Source organism: Herbaspirillum sp. Her4 (assembly GCF_057961335.1).
Window position 1 is genome coordinate 2,611,030 of sequence record NZ_CM176330.1, and the last position, 15,995, is coordinate 2,627,024.

15 protein-coding genes are annotated in these 15,995 nt (G+C 65.3%); 9 read left to right on the forward strand and 6 right to left on the reverse strand.

Annotation, left to right across the window (positions count from 1 at the left end; all coding sequences use genetic code 11):
* Nucleotides 1-84 precede the first annotated feature (84 nt).
* Nucleotides 85-1,005: a dihydrodipicolinate synthase family protein gene (locus tag ACWFUC_RS11825; RefSeq protein ID WP_039789746.1), complete on the reverse strand. Its 921-nt coding sequence runs from the start codon at nucleotides 1,003-1,005 to the stop codon at nucleotides 85-87.
* A 129-nt stretch (nucleotides 1,006-1,134) separates the two neighbouring features.
* On the opposite strand from ACWFUC_RS11825, the gene ACWFUC_RS11830 reads away from it, so the two are divergent.
* The 6 genes from ACWFUC_RS11830 to ACWFUC_RS11855 all read left to right on the forward strand — a co-directional run bounded on the left by ACWFUC_RS11830 (nucleotide 1,135) and on the right by ACWFUC_RS11855 (nucleotide 8,248).
* Nucleotides 1,135-2,085, forward strand: coding sequence for a LysR family transcriptional regulator (locus ACWFUC_RS11830; protein WP_489624969.1), 951 nt, complete (start codon nucleotides 1,135-1,137; stop codon nucleotides 2,083-2,085).
* A 478-nt stretch (nucleotides 2,086-2,563) separates the two neighbouring features.
* Entirely contained in the window at nucleotides 2,564-3,901 is a 1,338-nt protein-coding gene (locus ACWFUC_RS11835) for an MFS transporter (protein WP_489624970.1), read from the forward strand.
* Nucleotides 3,902-3,971: 70 nt separating this feature from the next.
* Nucleotides 3,972-4,802: a phosphogluconate dehydrogenase C-terminal domain-containing protein gene (locus ACWFUC_RS11840; protein ID WP_034340448.1), complete on the forward strand. Its 831-nt coding sequence runs from the start codon at nucleotides 3,972-3,974 to the stop codon at nucleotides 4,800-4,802.
* 12 nt (nucleotides 4,803-4,814) lie between these two features.
* A complete protein-coding gene (locus tag ACWFUC_RS11845; RefSeq protein WP_489624971.1) occupies nucleotides 4,815-6,059 on the forward strand; it encodes a ribulose-bisphosphate carboxylase large subunit family protein in 1,245 nt (414 codons plus the stop codon).
* A complete protein-coding gene (gene oiaK, locus ACWFUC_RS11850; RefSeq protein WP_489624972.1) occupies nucleotides 6,056-7,444 on the forward strand; it encodes a 3-oxo-isoapionate kinase OiaK in 1,389 nt (462 codons plus the stop codon). Before ACWFUC_RS11845 ends, oiaK begins: the two co-directional genes overlap by 4 nt.
* Nucleotides 7,445-7,540: 96 nt before the next feature.
* Nucleotides 7,541-8,248, forward strand: a complete 708-nt coding sequence (locus ACWFUC_RS11855) for a transcriptional regulator NanR (RefSeq protein WP_121038190.1) — start codon at nucleotides 7,541-7,543, stop codon at nucleotides 8,246-8,248.
* 13 nt (nucleotides 8,249-8,261) lie between these two features.
* Here the strand turns inward: ACWFUC_RS11855 and ACWFUC_RS11860 are convergent, their stop codons facing one another.
* Nucleotides 8,262-9,119 (reverse strand): hypothetical protein, encoded by an 858-nt coding sequence (locus ACWFUC_RS11860; protein ID WP_489637605.1) that lies wholly within the window; start codon nucleotides 9,117-9,119, stop codon nucleotides 8,262-8,264.
* A gap of 115 nt (nucleotides 9,120-9,234) precedes the next feature.
* Complete coding sequence (locus ACWFUC_RS11865; protein WP_489624975.1) at nucleotides 9,235-9,900, reverse strand: helix-turn-helix transcriptional regulator; 666 nt, start codon at nucleotides 9,898-9,900, stop codon at nucleotides 9,235-9,237.
* Nucleotides 9,901-10,059: 159 nt separating this feature from the next.
* Between ACWFUC_RS11865 and ACWFUC_RS11870 the strand changes: the two genes are divergently transcribed.
* The gene (locus ACWFUC_RS11870) at nucleotides 10,060-11,499 is read left to right on the forward strand and encodes an MFS transporter (RefSeq protein WP_489624976.1); all 1,440 of its coding nucleotides are present in this window, start codon (nucleotides 10,060-10,062) and stop codon (nucleotides 11,497-11,499) included.
* Between the two features lie 114 nt (nucleotides 11,500-11,613).
* Here the strand turns inward: ACWFUC_RS11870 and ACWFUC_RS11875 are convergent, their stop codons facing one another.
* Both ACWFUC_RS11875 and ACWFUC_RS11880 read right to left on the reverse strand, forming a co-directional pair.
* Nucleotides 11,614-12,204 (reverse strand): IMPACT family protein, encoded by a 591-nt coding sequence (locus tag ACWFUC_RS11875; RefSeq protein WP_034338619.1) that lies wholly within the window; start codon nucleotides 12,202-12,204, stop codon nucleotides 11,614-11,616.
* A gap of 13 nt (nucleotides 12,205-12,217) precedes the next feature.
* Entirely contained in the window at nucleotides 12,218-13,111 is an 894-nt protein-coding gene (locus ACWFUC_RS11880; protein ID WP_489624977.1) for a ParB N-terminal domain-containing protein, read from the reverse strand.
* Between the two features lie 147 nt (nucleotides 13,112-13,258).
* Here ACWFUC_RS11880 and ACWFUC_RS11885 point away from each other — a divergent pair, with 147 nt between their 5' ends.
* Nucleotides 13,259-14,233 carry a patatin-like phospholipase family protein gene (locus ACWFUC_RS11885; protein ID WP_134221768.1) on the forward strand — a complete coding sequence of 325 codons (975 nt, stop codon included), beginning with the start codon at nucleotides 13,259-13,261 and terminating at the stop codon, nucleotides 14,231-14,233.
* Nucleotides 14,234-14,324: 91 nt separating this feature from the next.
* On the opposite strand, the gene ACWFUC_RS11890 is transcribed toward ACWFUC_RS11885, so the two are convergent.
* The gene (locus tag ACWFUC_RS11890) at nucleotides 14,325-14,927 is read right to left on the reverse strand and encodes a C40 family peptidase (protein ID WP_039788715.1); all 603 of its coding nucleotides are present in this window, start codon (nucleotides 14,925-14,927) and stop codon (nucleotides 14,325-14,327) included.
* 351 nt (nucleotides 14,928-15,278) lie between these two features.
* On the opposite strand from ACWFUC_RS11890, the gene ACWFUC_RS11895 reads away from it, so the two are divergent.
* On the forward strand, nucleotides 15,279-15,686 hold the full coding sequence (locus ACWFUC_RS11895) for a GlcG/HbpS family heme-binding protein (protein ID WP_034338629.1): 408 nt from the start codon (nucleotides 15,279-15,281) through the stop codon (nucleotides 15,684-15,686).
* Nucleotides 15,687-15,995: the final 309 nt, after the last annotated feature.

Below are 15,995 nucleotides of genomic sequence, written 5' to 3' on the forward strand. Positions count from 1 at the left end.
CGGATGCGCGGCAGCAAGCGAGCGCCCAAGAAAAACGGGAGCCTGAGCTCCCGTTGCGTGCGACATGCCTTGCTGCGGACTGCCTTACTTGCCCCAGCTCAGGACCATCGGATCCAGGCGGCGCGCCACGCGCAGCAGGCCTTCGCGCACCTTGGGGTGCATCGGGGCTTGCGGATGGCGCAGCATGTCGGACTTGATCACGCCGCCTTCGAGCATCAGCGCCTTGCAAGCGGCCAGGCCGCACTGACGGTTCTCGTAGTTGATCAGCGGCAGCCACTGCATGTACAGCTCGGCGGCCTTCTCGGTATCGCCCGCGAAATACGCATCGACGATCTTGCGGATACCGTCCGGATAGCCGCCACCGGTCATGGCACCGGTCGCACCGCCATCCAGGTCGGGGATCAGGGTGATGGCTTCTTCGCCATCCCACGGGCCGACCACGGCGTCGCCGCCCAGCTCGATCAGTTCGCGCAGCTTGGAGGCGGCACCGGCGGTCTCGATCTTGAAGTAGGAGACATTGGCGATCTCCTTGGCCATGCGCGCCAGGAAGGGGGCCGACAGCGGCGTGCCGGCGACCGGTGCATCCTGGATCATGATGGGGATGTCGATGGCGTCGGAGACGCGGCCATAGAACTCGTAAATCTGTTTTTCCGAGACACGGAAGGTGGCACCGTGATACGGCGGCATCACCATCACCATGGCGGCACCGGCATCCTGCGCGGCACGGCTGCGCTCGGCGCAGATCTGGCTGCCGAAGTGGGTGGTGGTGACGATCACGGGGATGCGCCCGGCCACGTGCTTCAGGACCGTGTCCTGCACCAGCACGCGCTCTTCGTCGGAGAGTACGAATTGCTCGGAGAAGTTGGCCAGGATGCAGATGCCGTTGGAGCCGGCATCGATCATGAAATCGATGGCGCGCTTCTGGCCTTCCAGATCGAGCTTGCCGTTTTCGTCAAAGATGGTCGGGGCGACCGGAAATACGCCGCGGTAAATGGGGGTGCTCATGGAGTCTCCGTCGTGGTTGTCATGGGCCATCACAGCGATGGCGGGGTGCGATGGCGTTGAATATACGTGGGGGCCGATGGACTGTATAGTGAAGACTTTCCATCATGTGATCGCTTTTTGGAATCACCCATGAAACCCGCGCCCAGCCAGCAAAGCCTCAACAGTCTCCTGTCCCGCCTGCGCATGAAGCAGCTGCAACTGCTCATCGCCCTGGACGATCATCAATCCCTGCACAAGGCTTCCAGCGCCCTGGCCATGACGCAATCTGCGGCCAGCAAGTCGCTGGCCGAGCTGGAATCGATGCTGGATGCGCAATTGTTCGAGCGCACCAAATCGGGCCTGATCCCCAACCAGTTCGGCCATTGCGTGATCCGCTACGCGCGCCTGATGGCGACCGATCTCGGATCGCTCTGCGAGGAAATGGCGCAGATCCGCTCCGGACGCGGCGGACGGCTGGCCATCGGGGCGGTCATGGGGGCCTTGCCGGAACTGGTGGTGCCGGCGGTGGATGCCTTGCAGCGGCGTCATCCGGAGCTGTCCATCGATATCGTCGAAGAGACCAGCGTGCAGTTGCTGAGCCGGCTGGATGAAGGCCATCTGGATTTGCTGGTGGCGCGCGCGAGCGTCTCGGACAACCCGGGCAAGTATCACTATCAGCCCTTGTCGGAAGAGCCGCTGTCGGTGGTGGTCTCGGGCGAGCACCCGCGCCCGCGCGGCAGGCAGATGAGCCTGGCGGCGCTGGCCGGCTATCGCTGGGTCACCTATCCCAGCCACATGCCGCTGCATGCGGTACTGGAGCGCGAAATGGACCTGGCCGGGGTGAGCATGCCGGGCAATGCGATCTCCACCGCCTCCACCTTCGTGACGGTGGCCTTGCTGCAGCAGGGGACCGACATGGTCTCGATCCTGCCGACGGCAGTGGCCGAGATGTTCGTCAAGCGCGGCATGCTGCGCATCCTGCCGGTGAAGCTGCGGTCGATGTCGCAGACCATCGGCATTGTCACGCGCAAGGGCGGGCAGTTGTCCTCGGCGGGGGAGGCCTTCGTGGGCTTGCTGCGCCAAGAGGCCGGGGCCGCCTGAGCCTGTCCGCCGGCCCGGCCATGGTGCTTGGCGCCGGGCTGGTCTTCGCTTCCCCCCCTCTTTTTCCTCTCCTCCCCCCCCCACTTCAATGCGCAAAGCTTCACTTGCGTTGTCCAGGCAGCAGCAGGGAGGACGCGTTCGCCCTTGCCTGATGCCCCCGGCCGAATCCTGCCCGGCCGGAAACCGCCGAGTGACGGGGGTTACAGGGCGAAATGAAAGGATATTCACCTCATCCATGCAAAAAATTTGGGCAGGCCAATCTGGTGTAATGGTATAGTGATTATACCAGTGGGCGCTGTCCGGATTTTCGCATGGGTTGCCTGCTGGCAAAGACGAAGCAGCACAAAGAAATAATAAAGAAACAACCAAGGCAGCCAGGCGACCGCGAGGCGCACAGCCCCCGCGTTTCCTGGCCAACCCCGCAGAGGTTGTCGTTGAACAGGCACAGCCTCTCAACCCGACAGGAGACAAGACAATAATGGAGACGCCCCAAAGCGCCGTCGAAAGATCGGCCATCCGCAAGGTCGCAATGCGGCTCGTGCCCTTCGTGGGCCTGATGTTTTTCATCAACTTCCTGGATCGCACGGCGATCTCGTTCGCCGGCCCCAATGGCATGAGCCGTGACCTGGCCCTGACCGCCGCCCAGTTCGGGTTTGCAGCCGGGGTCTTCTTCATCGGCTACGTGCTGCTGGAAATCCCCAGCAACCTGGCCCTGCACAAGTACGGCGCGCGCCGCTGGCTGGCCCGCATCATGGTCACCTGGGGCATCGTGGCGCTGCTCTTCACCTGGGTCAGCAGCGTGGAGGGGCTGTATGTGCTGCGCTTCCTGCTGGGCGTGGCCGAGGCCGGATTCTTCCCCGGTGCCATCCTCTACCTGAGCCTGTGGGTCCCCGCGCGGCACCGCAGCCATATCCTGGCGCTCTTTTACCTGGCCCAGCCGCTGACCATCGTCATCGGTGCGCCGGTGGCAGCCCTGCTGATCGAGGCGCACGGCCTGTTCGGGCTGGAAGGCTGGCGCGTGATGTTTGCCGGGGTGGCGCTGCCGGCCATCGTGGTGGGCGTGATCGCCTGGTTCTACCTGGCCGACCGGCCGGCCGACGCCAAATGGCTGGACCCGGCCGAGCGCAAATGGCTGACCACCGCGTTGCAGGCCGAACAGAGCAGCAAGCGTGTCGAGCATGTGGCCCATGCCGGTGCCGCGCTGAAGAACCCGCGCGTGTGGCTGCTGGCGCTGGTGTATTTCGGGCTGATCTATGGCCTCTATGCGCTGGCCTTCTTCCTGCCGACCATCATCGGCGGCTTCGAAGCGCAGTTCGGCAGCAAATTCAATGTCTTCCAGAAAGGCCTGATCACGGCCATTCCCTACCTGCCGGCCGCCTTCGCGCTGTTCCTGTGGAGCCGTGACGCCACCCGGCGCGGCGTGCGCAGCTGGCACGTCGGGCTGCCCGCCTTGCTGGGCGCCATCAGCATCCCGGCCGCCCTCTACATGCAAAGCCCGGCCACCACGGTGCTGGCCATCACCGTGACGGCCTGCGCCATCTTCTCGGCCTTGCCGGCCTTCTGGTCGATTCCGGCGCGCTTCCTCTCGGGGGCGGCTGCGGCGGCGGGCATTGCGCTGATCAATACGGTGGGCAACGCAGCCGGTTTCATGGCGCCCTTCATCACCGGCGCCATCAAGGATGCCACCGGCAACTACCAGGCACCGATGTTCGTGGTGGGCGCGCTCATGGCGGTGTCGGCCCTGGTGATCTTCGCCATCGGTGCCGGTGCCAGGCAAGAGGCCAGCGAATTGCAGGGACGCGTGATCGCCGAGTGAGGTCGGCGCACGCAAAGACTCGGCCCGTTCAATGCACGAACGGGCCGCCAACGATCACAGGAGAACTCAAATGAAGGAAAAAATTGCACTCTTCGGCGCAGGCGGCAAGATGGGCGTGCGCCTGGCGAAGAACCTGAAGAAATCCGACTACCGCGTGGCTCACGTGGAAGTGAGTGCAGCCGGCCAGCAGCGCCTGCGCGACGAAGTCGGTGTCGAGTGCGTCAGCATCGATGCCGCGCTGGACAATGTGGACGTGGTCATCCTGGCCGTGCCTGATACCCTGATCGGCAGGATTGCCGCCGAGATCTCGCCCAAGCTGCGCGCCGGTGTGATGGTGATGACCCTGGACGCCGCTGCGCCCTTCGCCGGCCACCTGCCGGACCGGCCGGACCTGGTCTACTTCGTGGCGCACCCGTGCCATCCGCCCATCTTCAACGATGAAACCACGGCCGAAGGACGGCGCGATTTCTTCGGTGGCGGCGCGGCCCGGCAATCGATCACCAGTGCCCTGATGCAGGGACCGGAGTCGGCCTTCGATCTCGGGGAAGACGTGGCCAAGGTGATTTACCAGCCGATCCTGCGCAGCTATCGCCTGACCGTGGAACAGATGGCCATCCTCGAGCCGGGGCTGTCGGAAACGGTCTGCGCCACGTTGCTCTACGCGATGAAGCAGGCCATGGACGAGACCGTGCGCCGGGGCGTACCGGAAGAGGCCGCGCGCGACTTCCTGCTGGGCCACATGAATATCCTGGGCGCGGTGATCTTCAAGGAAATCCCGGGCGCGTTTTCGGATGCCTGCAACAAGGCCATCCAGAACGGCTTGCCGCGCCTCTTGCGCGATGACTGGCTCAAGGTTTTCGAGCACGACGAGATCGCCGAGAGCATCCGCCGCATCACCTGACCAGGAGCGCGCATGGAACGCATCTACGCCAGCTACTGGCTGGAAACCGGCGACGATCCGGCCCGCGCGGCCGAGGTCATCGCGGGCGAACAATCCAGCGGCACCTTCGTGGCCCTGGCCACCGAAACGCCCGCCCTGAAGGAGCGCTCCGGCGCGCGGGTGGAACAGCTGGAGATTCTTGGCCACAGCACCACGCCCAGCCTGCCCGGCGGCATGCCCGCCGCGCGCTATACGCAGTGCCGGCTGGAACTGTCCTGGCCGCTGGAAAACACCGGCGCCTCGCTGCCCAACCTGATGTCCACGGTGGCCGGCAACCTGTTCGAACTGCGCCAGGTCTCGGGCTTGCGCCTGACCGGGCTGCGCTTGCCGCGCGCTTTCGTGGAGGCCTATCCCGGCCCCGCCTTCGGCATCGCCGGGACGCGCAAGCTGACCGGCGTGACCCACGGTCCGCTGATCGGCACCATCATCAAGCCCAGCATCGGCTTGTCGGTCGAGGAGACGGTCGAGCAGGTGCGCGCACTGGTGGCCGGTGGCATCGACTTCATCAAGGATGATGAATTGCAGGCCGATGGGGGCCGCTGTCCCTTCGATGAGCGGGTGCGCGCGGTGATGCGGGTGGTCAATGAGCACGCCGAGCGCACCGGCAAGAAGGTGATGGTGGCCTTCAACCTGACCGGCGACCTCGATCAGATGCGCCGCCGCCACGACCTGGTCCTGGCCGAAGGCGGTACCTGCGTGATGGCGGTGCTGAACTCCATCGGCCTGGTCGGCTTGCAGGAATTGCGCCGCCATGCGCAGTTGCCGATCCATGCGCACCGCGCCGGCTGGGGCTATCTCACGCGCAGCCCGCAACTGGGCTGGGACTACGCACCGTGGCAGCAGCTGTGGCGACTTGCCGGGGCCGACCACATGCACGTCAATGGCTTGCGCAACAAGTTCAGCGAACCGGACGACAGCGTCGTTGCCGCTGCGCGCTCGGTACTGCAGCCGGTGGTGCCGGGGGTGGAGATGGTCAGTACCATGCCGGTGTTCAGCTCGGGCCAGACCGGCCTGCAGGCGGCCGATACCTATGCGGCCATCGGCTGCGCCGACCTGATCCATACCGCCGGTGGCGGCATCTTCGGCCATCCGCAAGGCGTGGCCGCTGGTGTGCAGGCGCTGCGCGAGGCCTGGGTGGCGGCCGTCGAAGGCGTGCCGCTGCGGCAGCATGCGGACAAGCATCCGGCCTTGCAGGTGGCGCTGGAGTTCTGGAAATGAGCCTGCTGCCCGATCACGACGGCCTGCCGCCGGGTTTGCTGCTGGCGTATTACGGCGATGATTTCACCGGCTCCACCGATGCCATGGAGGTGATGACCGCGGCCGGCTTGTCCACGGTACTGTTTTTGCGGACGCCCGATGCGTCGCTGCTGGCGCGCTTTGCCGAGGCGCGCTGCATCGGCATCGCGGGGGCCTCGCGCGGACGTTCGCCGCAGTGGATGGACGAACACCTGCCCGCTCCCTTTGCCGCGCTGGCCTCGCTGCGTGCGCCGCTGATGCAGTACAAGGTGTGCTCCACCTTTGATTCGTCGCCGGCCATCGGATCCATTGGCCGCGCCATTGACCTGGGCGTGCGCCACATGGCGGGCGATTTCTCCCCCATGATCGTGGGGGCGCCACGGCTGAAGCGCTATCAAGTCTTTGGGAACCTGTTTGCGGCCGTTGACGGTGAGGGCCACCGGCTCGATCGCCATCCCACCATGGCCCGTCATCCCGTCACGCCCATGGACGAGGCCGATTTGCGCCGCCATCTGCGGCACCAGACGGCACGCCGCATCGAATTGGTGGACATGTTGCAGTTGCGCGAGGGGGGCCAGGCCGCGCATGCGCGCCTGCCTTCCTTGCGTGGCAAGGATGTGCCGGTGGTGATGATCGATGTCCTCGATGAGGAGACCCTGCGCGAAGCCGGGCGGCTGGTCTGGGAAGAGCGCGGGGCGGGCGTCTTCACGGCCTCATCGTCCGGATTGCAATACGCGCTCACCGCCTACTGGCGTGCGCGTGGCTGGATCTCCCCTCAGGCCGGACTGCCGCAGGCGGGCCCGGTGCCGGTGATCGCAGCGGTCAGCGGCAGCTGCTCGCCGGTCACTGCAGGGCAGATCGGCTGGGCGCGCGAACACGGGTTCGCGTGCCTGCGCATGGACCTGCCGGCGGTCTTGTCCGAGGCCACGCGTGAGGCGGAACTGGCACGGCTGGTCGCGGCCGCCGTGGCGGCGCTGCGGGAACGGCGCAGTCCCCTGGTGTTTTCGGCGGAAGGGCCGGACGATCCCTGCGTGAGCGGCTTTGACGGGATTGCGGCGGCTGCCGGGCTGACGCGACCGGAGGCAGCGCAAAAGGTAGGCATGGCACTGGCGGCCACCATGCGCCGCCTGCTCGAAGCGAGCCCCCTGCAACGCATCGCCATTGCCGGCGGCGACAGCTCGGGCGAGGTAGCCAGTGCGCTCGATATTGCCGCGCTGTCGGTCTGTGCCGGACTGGCACCGGGGGCCCCCTTGTGCCGGGCATGGTCGGATCATCCGGGACGCGACGGACTGGAGCTGGTACTCAAGGGGGGGCAGGTCGGCGCACGCAGCTTCTTCGGCGACGTGCTGGAGGGCCGGCGCAGCTGAAAGAAGAGGTTGGTTGGACGGCCGCAATCACAGTGCTGGCGCGGGATTGTGGTAGAGTGCGCGTCCAACGAAACCTACAATTGAGACAGTGCAGCCATGCCGGAACCGATACAGCGACGCAAGTTATACCAGGAAGTCCTGGAGCGCCTGATGGCGCGCATTCATCAAGGGGAATTCCCGGCGGGTTCCCAGCTGCCTTCCGAACGCGACCTGATGGACCAGTACGGCGTGGGCCGTCCGGCCGTGCGCGAAGCGCTGCAGGCCATGGAGCGTTCCGGCTTCGTGGAAATTGCCCATGGTGAACGGGCGCGCGTGGTTGATCCCACGGCCGACCGCCTGATCGCCCAGATCGCGGCCGGTGCCCAGCATCTCTTGCGTACCAAGCCGGACATGCTCAGGCATATGAAGGAAGCGCGCGTTTTCCTGGAAACCAGCACCGCCCGCATGGCCGCCGAACGCGCCACCGAGGAGCAGGTCGCGCGCCTGCGCGAGGCCATCGCCGCACACCGCGCCTCGATGGTCAACCTGGAGGAATTCATCGAACGCGACATGGCTTTCCATCGCGAGATCGCCGACATCAGCGGCAACCCCATCTTCCCCTCGGTGGTGGAGTCGATGTTCCGTTGGGCCAGCGAGTTCTACACCACCCTGGTGCGCGCCCCCGGCGCGGAGGAACTGACCCTGGCCGAGCACCAGCGCATCGTCGACGCCATTGCCGCGCATGACGGCGATGCCGCCGCCGACGCCATGCGCGCGCACCTGATGCGGGCCAATGATCTGTACCGGGAGCTGGGCCAGCAGTAAAGCGGAAGAGGCCCTAACGCAGCATGCCGTGCCAGGTCGGCTGTTTTTCTTCGTGATAATAAGGGCGGGTCAGCGGTGCCGACATCACCGCCGCATCGGCCAGCACCGTGACCGTGAACAGGCCGGGCGGGCCGTCATAGCGGCGGCAGGCCTGGGCTGAATTGCGGTTGTTGTGCATGTCCACCACCAGCAGGCGCTTCTCCTCTTCGCTCATGCCCGGCGTGGGCGGCGGGGCCATGCGCTTGGGCGGGATCACCAGGGCATCGCCCGGTTCCACCCACAGGTCGGCCAGGCTGATTTCATTGACGTAAGGACGCCAGCGCGCCACCGTGATCACCAGCGGTTCGGGGCCGCGCGAAAAGAAGATGTGCGCGAAATCGTGATACTCCAGGTCGGTGGCGTTCCAGGTCAGCAGCTCGCGGCTGCGGCCATCGCCCAGGTAGGGCGATTCATAGCCGGCCCACTTGCCATAGGTGTAGTCGGCCATCACCAGGTTGTCGAAGGGAAAGTGCAGGCATTGGCCGTCGCGCAACAGGGTCGCGCCGAAAGCCTGGGCGTTCTCCGGGGTGGCTGGCAGGGGCTCATAGCGCACCTCGGGAACACGGAAATCGAATTCGGTAATCTCGTAAGAGGGCCAGTCCTTGGGTGTGACGGTGCGCTGCCAATGGGCGATGTCGCGGTAGGTCGCACCGCGTTCAAGGGCCGGCGCTTCCGGTGCCAGCGTGATGAGCTCGCCCACGGGGGTCTCGCTCTGGCTGCCCACGCCCCTGTCGTTGCACATGTACGGATATTGCTTGGGGTCGAGCAAGGGCTTTGACGGCCCATCATTGATGAAGAGTACGGGATCGAAATCACTCTGGTCTGGCGGCATGGCTTCCCCTGGCGTTGGTACGGTGGCATGGTGACGATGGCCGTGCGGCCTCCCCCGAGGCGGCGCGGCGAGCGCGATCTTCGCACATTTCCGGCCGTGTCGGCAGTCCCGCGTTTCAGCGCGCGGGCAAGCGCCGGATACGATAGACGCAGCGCCGGCCGCCTGCGGGCAGATGCTCCTCCCGGGTGATGGCGAACTCCTCGCCCAGCACCTCGCCAAAGAGCTGCAGCTCCGAACGGCAAAATCCCTGGCAAGTGCTGGCGGCGGCGCAGATGGGACAGTGGTCTTCGATCAGCAACCAATCCCTTCCTTGCTTTTCCACCCGTGCCATGTAGCCCTCGGCGGTGCGCAGCTCGGCCAGCCGCTGCAGGCGCTTGCCGGGTGCCGTGATCCCGTCGCACTGCAGCAGGTAGTCCGCACGCATGTCCTGCTCGCGCTGGTCGATCAGCTTGTGCAGGCCGGGTTCGCCAAACAGCTGGCGGATCGAACCGATCAGTTGCACCGTCAGCTGGGCATGCGTGTCCGGGAAGCGGCGATGGCCGGCACCGGTCAACTCCCAGTCCTGGCGCGGCCTTCCGGCCCGCACGGTAGTCTGTGCCTGGCGCGGGCAGATCAGGCCTTCTGCCGCCAGTTTCTGCAATTGCTGGCGCGCTGCCTCGGGCGTGATCTGCAGTTCGCCTGCCAGTTCGGCGGTGGACGCCGGTCCGCGTGTCTTCAGGCGCAGCAGGAGACGTTCGGCCGTGCTGGGGCCGGTGTCGGCAGCAGAGCTTTCATCGCGCATGATATTTTCCAAGTGTTTACTTGTTTAATTAAAAAATTGCTCTTACCATTTGCGGTAATTAAGCAAGAATTGACTTGCATAATATCCCGGTGTCCCATCCTTGTCGATGCGGTCCCGGGCCACGCATCGTGTCCGCTGCATTGAGAAAGGCCTGTTGCCATGACTCGTTCTTCCACCTCATCCCTTTCCCCAGGCGCCGCAACGGCTGCGGCCGGCTGGGGTGAACTGCTGGGCCCGCACCGCTGGCGTGCCGTCGCGCTGACCGGCGGGGTCGCCCTGTATGCGATCAACGTGCACATCGTCACCACCATCCTGCCCTCCGTGGTGCGGGATATCGGCGGCCTGGCGTATTACGCCTGGAACGTGACGCTCTTCGTGGCCGCCTCCATCGCCGGTTCCGCCTTGACCGGCAAGCTCATGGGGGCGATAGGGGCGCGCGCCGCCTACCTGATGGCGCTGGCGCTGTTCGGCAGCGGCGCCTTGCTGTGCGGCAGCGCAGGCAGCATGGGATGGATGCTGGCGGGGCGGGCGGTGCAGGGCATCGGCGGCGGTCTGCTGGCGGCGCTGGCGTATGCCCTGATCCCGCTGGTGTTCGAGCCGCGCATGTGGCCGCGTGCCATCGCGCTGGTGTCCGGCATGTGGGGTGTCTCGACCTTGCTGGGGCCCGCCGTCGGTGGCCTGTTTGCCGCCAGCGGCCATTGGCGCGTGGCGTTCTTTGCCTTGTTGCCCTTGCTTGCCGCACAGGCCTGGCTGGTGTGGCGGCAATTGGGGCCGGCGACGGTGCGCAGCGCGAGCGGCCCGGCGCAGGCCGTGCCGCTCGGACGCATCGCCTTGCTGGCGTCATCGGTAGTGCTGGTAGCGCTGGCCGCACAGGCCGACGATGACTGGCTGGCCTCGGCCTGCGTGCTGGCGGGAGTGTTGCTGGCTGTGTGGATGGCGCGCATCGACCTGGGCCATCGCGCGAACCTGTTGCCGCACGTGGCTTATCGGCCGCGCACGGTGATGGGCGGGGTGATGGCTTGCATTACCTTGCTGGTCATGGGCAGTTGCGTGGAAATCTTCCTGCCGTATTTCCTGCAGGGCTTGCACGGCTACGACCCGCTGGGCGCCGGCTATGCGACGGCGGCCATGGCAGCGGGCTGGAGCCTGGGTTCGCTGGGCGGTTCGGGTCTGAGCGGACGGGCGGCCTTGCGCATGATCCGGCTCGGCCCCTGCATGATGACGCTGGGCATGGCGCTGCTGGCGTTCTTGATGCCGGCGCAATGGCTGCCCGCTGGCGCGCTGGCCGATGGCCTGATCGCGCTGGCGCTGGGGGCGACGGGCCTGGGCATCGGCATGGGCTGGCCGCATCTGGTGGCCCGTGCGCTGCATGCGGCGCAGCCCGGCGAAGAGAACCTGACCTCGTCGGCCATCACGACGGTGCAATTGTTTGCCATGGCGCTGGGGGCGGCACTGGCGGGACTGGTGGCCAATCAGGCCGGGCTGGGAGCGGGCGGGGCAGAGGCCACTGCGCGCGCAGCCTGGGTATTGCTGGCGCTGTTCACGCTGGCACCGGCACTGGCGATCTTCGTGGCGCGCAGTGTGGCGCGGGACCGGTGAGGGTGGCATGAATGCTTCAACACCGTTGACGGAAATCGACTACCACCTGCTCGTGGCGGAATTCGACATGCTGTGGTCGCGTCCGCCCGAAGCGGCACGGCGGGCGCGGATGGATCAGATGATGCGCTTGATCTCGGCGTTCGAAGAGAGCCGGCGAATGGCCTCCTCGGCCTGCGACAGCGCCGCTTCGGGCAAGCGCAGGTGAAGATGGGCCAGGGTGTCGTGGCGGCTGTCCAGCAATTCGTATTTCTGCTGGGCCAGCCAGTGGCGCAGCTGCGGCTCGGCGGAATAGACCACGCCGATCTCGATCTCGGCTTGGGCCACGCGTTCGGTGCGCTCGGTACTCTTGAGCGCAGTCGCAATCGCCTCGGTATAGGCGCGCACCAGACCGCCTGCGCCGAGTTTGACGCCACCGTAGTAACGCACCACCATGGCCAGCACGCCATCGAGCTCGTGGTGGCGCAGCACTTCCAGCATCGGGCGTCCCGCCGTTCCTGACGGTTCGCCATCGTCGGACATGCCGGACTGGCCCCCGGCCATCAATGCCCAGCAGACATGGGTGGCGCTGCGATGGGCATCGCGCATTCGCGCGATTTCCTGCATGGCGGCTTCGCGGCCGGGCACCGGCGTGACGATGCCGATGAAGCGGCTCTTGCGGATCTCCAGTTCGATCTCGGCGCGCCGGGCGATGGTGAAGGTGGCCATGAAAGAGGGCGCTTCAGTCCTGCTGCGGAGCGGCGCCCTTGAGCAGGGCCAGTTCGGCGCGCAGGCCCTGGTTCTCTTCCGACAGGCGGCTCACGCGCGACTGCAGGGCGGCGATTTCGCGGCGCAGGGTGGCAGTGAGTTCGTTTTCCTGGCCCTCCACCAGCGGGATGGCGTTTTCCGTGATCGCCTCATCGGGCTTGGGTGCGCGCGGGGTGCGGGTGGCGGCTTTCTGTTCGCGCACCTTCTTGGCGGCTTCGCGCAATTCCTTCTTGCCCCCGGCCACGGCGCTGACCTGCGCCTCGCTGGGCAGGGTCGCCACGGCGGCGGCGGCATTGATGGAGATGGCACCATTGCGCACTGCTTCCACCAGCTCGGGCGCGGCCGTCTTGCGGATGCGGTCGATCTGGCCGATGGTGGCGCTGCTGATGCCGGCGGCGCGGGCGATGTCTTCGCGAGTCTTGATGCGGCCGGTGTTGTCGTCGGCGTGCCAGGGATCGTCACTGGTCGCAGGCGCATCGCTGGCAGCTGCGCCTTCGTTCTCTTCAGTGCTGATGTTTTTCGCTGGCGTGGCCTCAGCCTTGGTGCGGGCGGCGATGATGTCGCGCTTGCGCAGGGCCAGCATGCCGCGCTGGAAGTCCGAGACGCTGCGGCGGCCGAGCTGGTTGTCGATCATCCAGAGCAGCACATCTTCCAGCGAGCCGAAGCTGTCGTTCTGGATCGTCTTGAAAGGCAGATCGTACTTGCTGCAGATTTCGTAACGGTTGTGACCATCGATGAGCACGTCGCCCCACAGCACCAGCGCATCGCGGCAGCCTTCGGCCAGCAGGCTGCGTTCCAGCGCCGCGTACTCGTTGGGGGTGAGGGGATCGATGTACTGCTTCAGTTCTTCGTTGATGACGATATTCATGTGCCTATGCTGCCTGTGATGCCTGGATGGGCCGGACCGGATCGAAAAGCCAGGGGCCGCATTCTACACCACCGCCTCCCGTGCTCTCCGGACGGGCAGGGCGCTTGCAGTACAATGTCGGGCTTCGTCACTGCTTTCCCTCGCGTCATGCGCCTCTCCTCTCGCTTGATGGCTGCGGCCATCGCTTCGGTATTTCTTCTCTCTGCCTGCGGTACCTCGTCGCTCTTGCCGGGCGGTGCTGGCAACAAGCCCGTGGAGGCCAGCGGATCCACGCCGGCCGGCACGGCGGTTGCGCCCAGCGCCACGGCGGCACCGACGCCACGCCGCATCAAGATCGGCCTGGCATTGGGCGGCGGCGCAGCGCGCGGCTTTGCCCACATCGGCGTGATCAAGGCACTGGAAGCCCAGGGCATCACCGTCGATGTGGTGGCCGGCACCAGCGCCGGCAGCCTGGTCGGGGCGCTCTATGCGGCGGGCAATGATGGCTTCGCCCTGCAGAAGCTGGCGCTGGCCATGGATGAGGCCGCCATCTCGGACTGGTCGGTGCCCCTGTTCTCCAAGGTCAGCGGCGTGCTCAAGGGCGAGGGCGTGCAGAACTACGTCAACAAGGCCGTGCACAACGTCCCCATCGAGAAATTCAAGATTCCCTTCGGCGCAGTCGCCACCGACCTGCGCACCGGCCAGCCCATCCTGTTCCAGCGCGGCAATGCCGGCACTGCGGTGCGGGCTTCGTCAGCGGTGCCGGGGGTGTTCCAGTCGGTCAGGATCGGCGACCACACCTATGTGGATGGCGGGCTGGTGTCGCCGGTGCCGGTGCGCTTTGCACGGCAGATGGGGGCAGACTTCGTGATCGCGGTCAACATCTCGGCCAATCCGGAGGCGCAGGCGGCCTCCAGCAGCTCCATCGACGTGCTGCTGCAGACCTTCGCCATCATGGGCCAGACCATCAACCAGTATGAGTTGAAGAACGCCGACATCGTCCTGCAGCCGGGCCTGGGTTCGATGAAGGGCAGCGACTTCGCCAGCCGCAACGTGGCCATCCTGGCTGGCGAACAGGCCGCCACCGCTGCCATGCCGGAAATCAAGCGCAAGCTCAAGCTCATGGCGACTGGCGGGAATTGACGGCTTGGCCGTTTTTGGCCGTACTATGAACGAAAAAAAAGGCCGCTGTCTCCAGCGGCCTTTTGCCATGCGGTCTGCACCGCGATGGTGATCATTTCTGCTCTTCTTCACCTGCGATGATGCGGCGTGCACCATTGAAGCGCTTCTTCCAGTAGGACTCGTCCATGCTCTCGATACGCACCTGGCCGCCGGCCGAAGGGGAGTGGATGAACTTGCCGTCGCCCAGGTAGATGCCCACGTGCGAGAACCCGCGGCGCAAGGTGTTGTAGAACACCAGGTCGCCCGGCTGCAGGTTGTCGCTGCCGATCTTCTCGCCCACGCGGCTGATTTCCAGCGAGGTGCGCGGCAGGTCGGTGCCCCATGCTTCCTTGAAGACGTAACGCACCAGTCCGCTGCAATCCAGGCCGGTATCGGGCGAATTGCCGCCGTAGCGGTAATTGATGCCCAGCATGGCCAGGGCCTGGGTCGCCAGTTCGGAGGCGCGGTTGGTGATGTCTTGCAGGCGGGCGATCGCAAGATTGGTCTTGCTGATCAGCAGCTGGGCTTGCGGGGAGGTGGCTTGGGGAGGGGGAAGATCCTGCGCTGCCAGGGAAAGGTCAGCGGAATAGGCCGATGCACTGATCCAAAGGCCGGCTGCGAGCGCGCACGCACGAGCGGTTTGTCGTCGGATTCGGTCAGATCGGCGTAGGGTCATCGGGATCCTCTCAAAATAGGATTGCGGGACTGTAAGGTAAATCTTACGGCTTGTCAAAAGCTGGATTCGTGCCAGCTTGTCAAACTGAAATCATTTATGGGGCAAAAGCGGGGTATTCGGCGGCTTCTCCCAGTCAGTGTTTTTCCTACACGGGGTAGGAAAATATTTCGGCTAAATGATTTACGTTTTTGCAGAAAGTTTCCTTGATGCATGAGAAAAGCGATCGAGAGGGCCGCGTTGATGCAAAAATCTTCATCTATTGGTGAAAGATGAGTTGGCCGGGCGGGATGTCAAAAAAGACTTTCTGGCCGTACAATCAGCGTTCAATTTTTTCTGCCTATCGGAGCCACCATGCAAACCAAACCGTTCCTGTCGCTGGACGACGTCAAGAAGATCGCTGCCGGCGCTGAAGCCGAAGCCCGTGCCAACAACTGGAACGTGGCCATCTCGGTGGTCGATGACGGTGGCCACCTGCTGTGGCTGCAGCGCATGGACGGCGCTGCCCCGATCTCCTCGCAGATCGCCCCGGCCAAGGCGCGCACCGCTGCCCTGGGCCGCCGCGAAAGCAAGATCTACGAAGACATGATCAACAACGGCCGTGTCTCCTTCCTGAGCGCCCCCGGCCTGGACGGCCTGCTCGAAGGCGGCGTGCCGGTGGTGGTTGAAGGCCATTACGTCGGTGCCGTCGGCGTCTCCGGTGTGAAGTCGTCGGAAGACGTGCAGATCGCCAAGGCCGGTATCGCTGCCCTGGGCCTGTAATTTCCCTTCGACGCCGGCGGCCTTGCCGGCCGGCGTTCCCGCCTTGCTTGCACGCTGTTTCGGTGCAATTTCGGTGCAATTTACGCCAACTTTCGGCAATCTACGATTTGCCGGAGGGAGGCTTTTGCGCTATAATCGAGCGGTTTAGCCAATTTTATCCGCCGTAGCGCATACCCATTCCTCTTCCTCGTTCCCAACAGGCCCAGCCACGCTTCCGTACCGAATGAGTCGGGGTGTTTGCGCCGGTCAGTTTGGCGCGCAAAGGTCTACCGGTCATCCAGCCGCGGCGGTAACAATCTCAGGAGTTAC

Coding starts and splice junctions, on each gene's coding strand:
- ACWFUC_RS11825 (WP_039789746.1), bottom strand. CDS start 1,005: ATGAGCACCCCCATTTACCGCGGCGTATTTCCGGTCGCCCCGACCATC.
- ACWFUC_RS11830 (WP_489624969.1), top strand. CDS start 1,135: ATGAAACCCGCGCCCAGCCAGCAAAGCCTCAACAGTCTCCTGTCCCGC.
- ACWFUC_RS11835 (WP_489624970.1), top strand. CDS start 2,564: ATGGAGACGCCCCAAAGCGCCGTCGAAAGATCGGCCATCCGCAAGGTC.
- ACWFUC_RS11840 (WP_034340448.1), top strand. CDS start 3,972: ATGAAGGAAAAAATTGCACTCTTCGGCGCAGGCGGCAAGATGGGCGTG.
- ACWFUC_RS11845 (WP_489624971.1), top strand. CDS start 4,815: ATGGAACGCATCTACGCCAGCTACTGGCTGGAAACCGGCGACGATCCG.
- oiaK (WP_489624972.1), top strand. CDS start 6,056: ATGAGCCTGCTGCCCGATCACGACGGCCTGCCGCCGGGTTTGCTGCTG.
- ACWFUC_RS11855 (WP_121038190.1), top strand. CDS start 7,541: ATGCCGGAACCGATACAGCGACGCAAGTTATACCAGGAAGTCCTGGAG.
- ACWFUC_RS11860 (WP_489637605.1), bottom strand. CDS start 9,119: ATGCCGCCAGACCAGAGTGATTTCGATCCCGTACTCTTCATCAATGAT.
- ACWFUC_RS11865 (WP_489624975.1), bottom strand. CDS start 9,900: ATGCGCGATGAAAGCTCTGCTGCCGACACCGGCCCCAGCACGGCCGAA.
- ACWFUC_RS11870 (WP_489624976.1), top strand. CDS start 10,060: ATGACTCGTTCTTCCACCTCATCCCTTTCCCCAGGCGCCGCAACGGCT.
- ACWFUC_RS11875 (WP_034338619.1), bottom strand. CDS start 12,204: ATGGCCACCTTCACCATCGCCCGGCGCGCCGAGATCGAACTGGAGATC.
- ACWFUC_RS11880 (WP_489624977.1), bottom strand. CDS start 13,111: ATGAATATCGTCATCAACGAAGAACTGAAGCAGTACATCGATCCCCTC.
- ACWFUC_RS11885 (WP_134221768.1), top strand. CDS start 13,259: ATGCGCCTCTCCTCTCGCTTGATGGCTGCGGCCATCGCTTCGGTATTT.
- ACWFUC_RS11890 (WP_039788715.1), bottom strand. CDS start 14,927: ATGACCCTACGCCGATCTGACCGAATCCGACGACAAACCGCTCGTGCG.
- ACWFUC_RS11895 (WP_034338629.1), top strand. CDS start 15,279: ATGCAAACCAAACCGTTCCTGTCGCTGGACGACGTCAAGAAGATCGCT.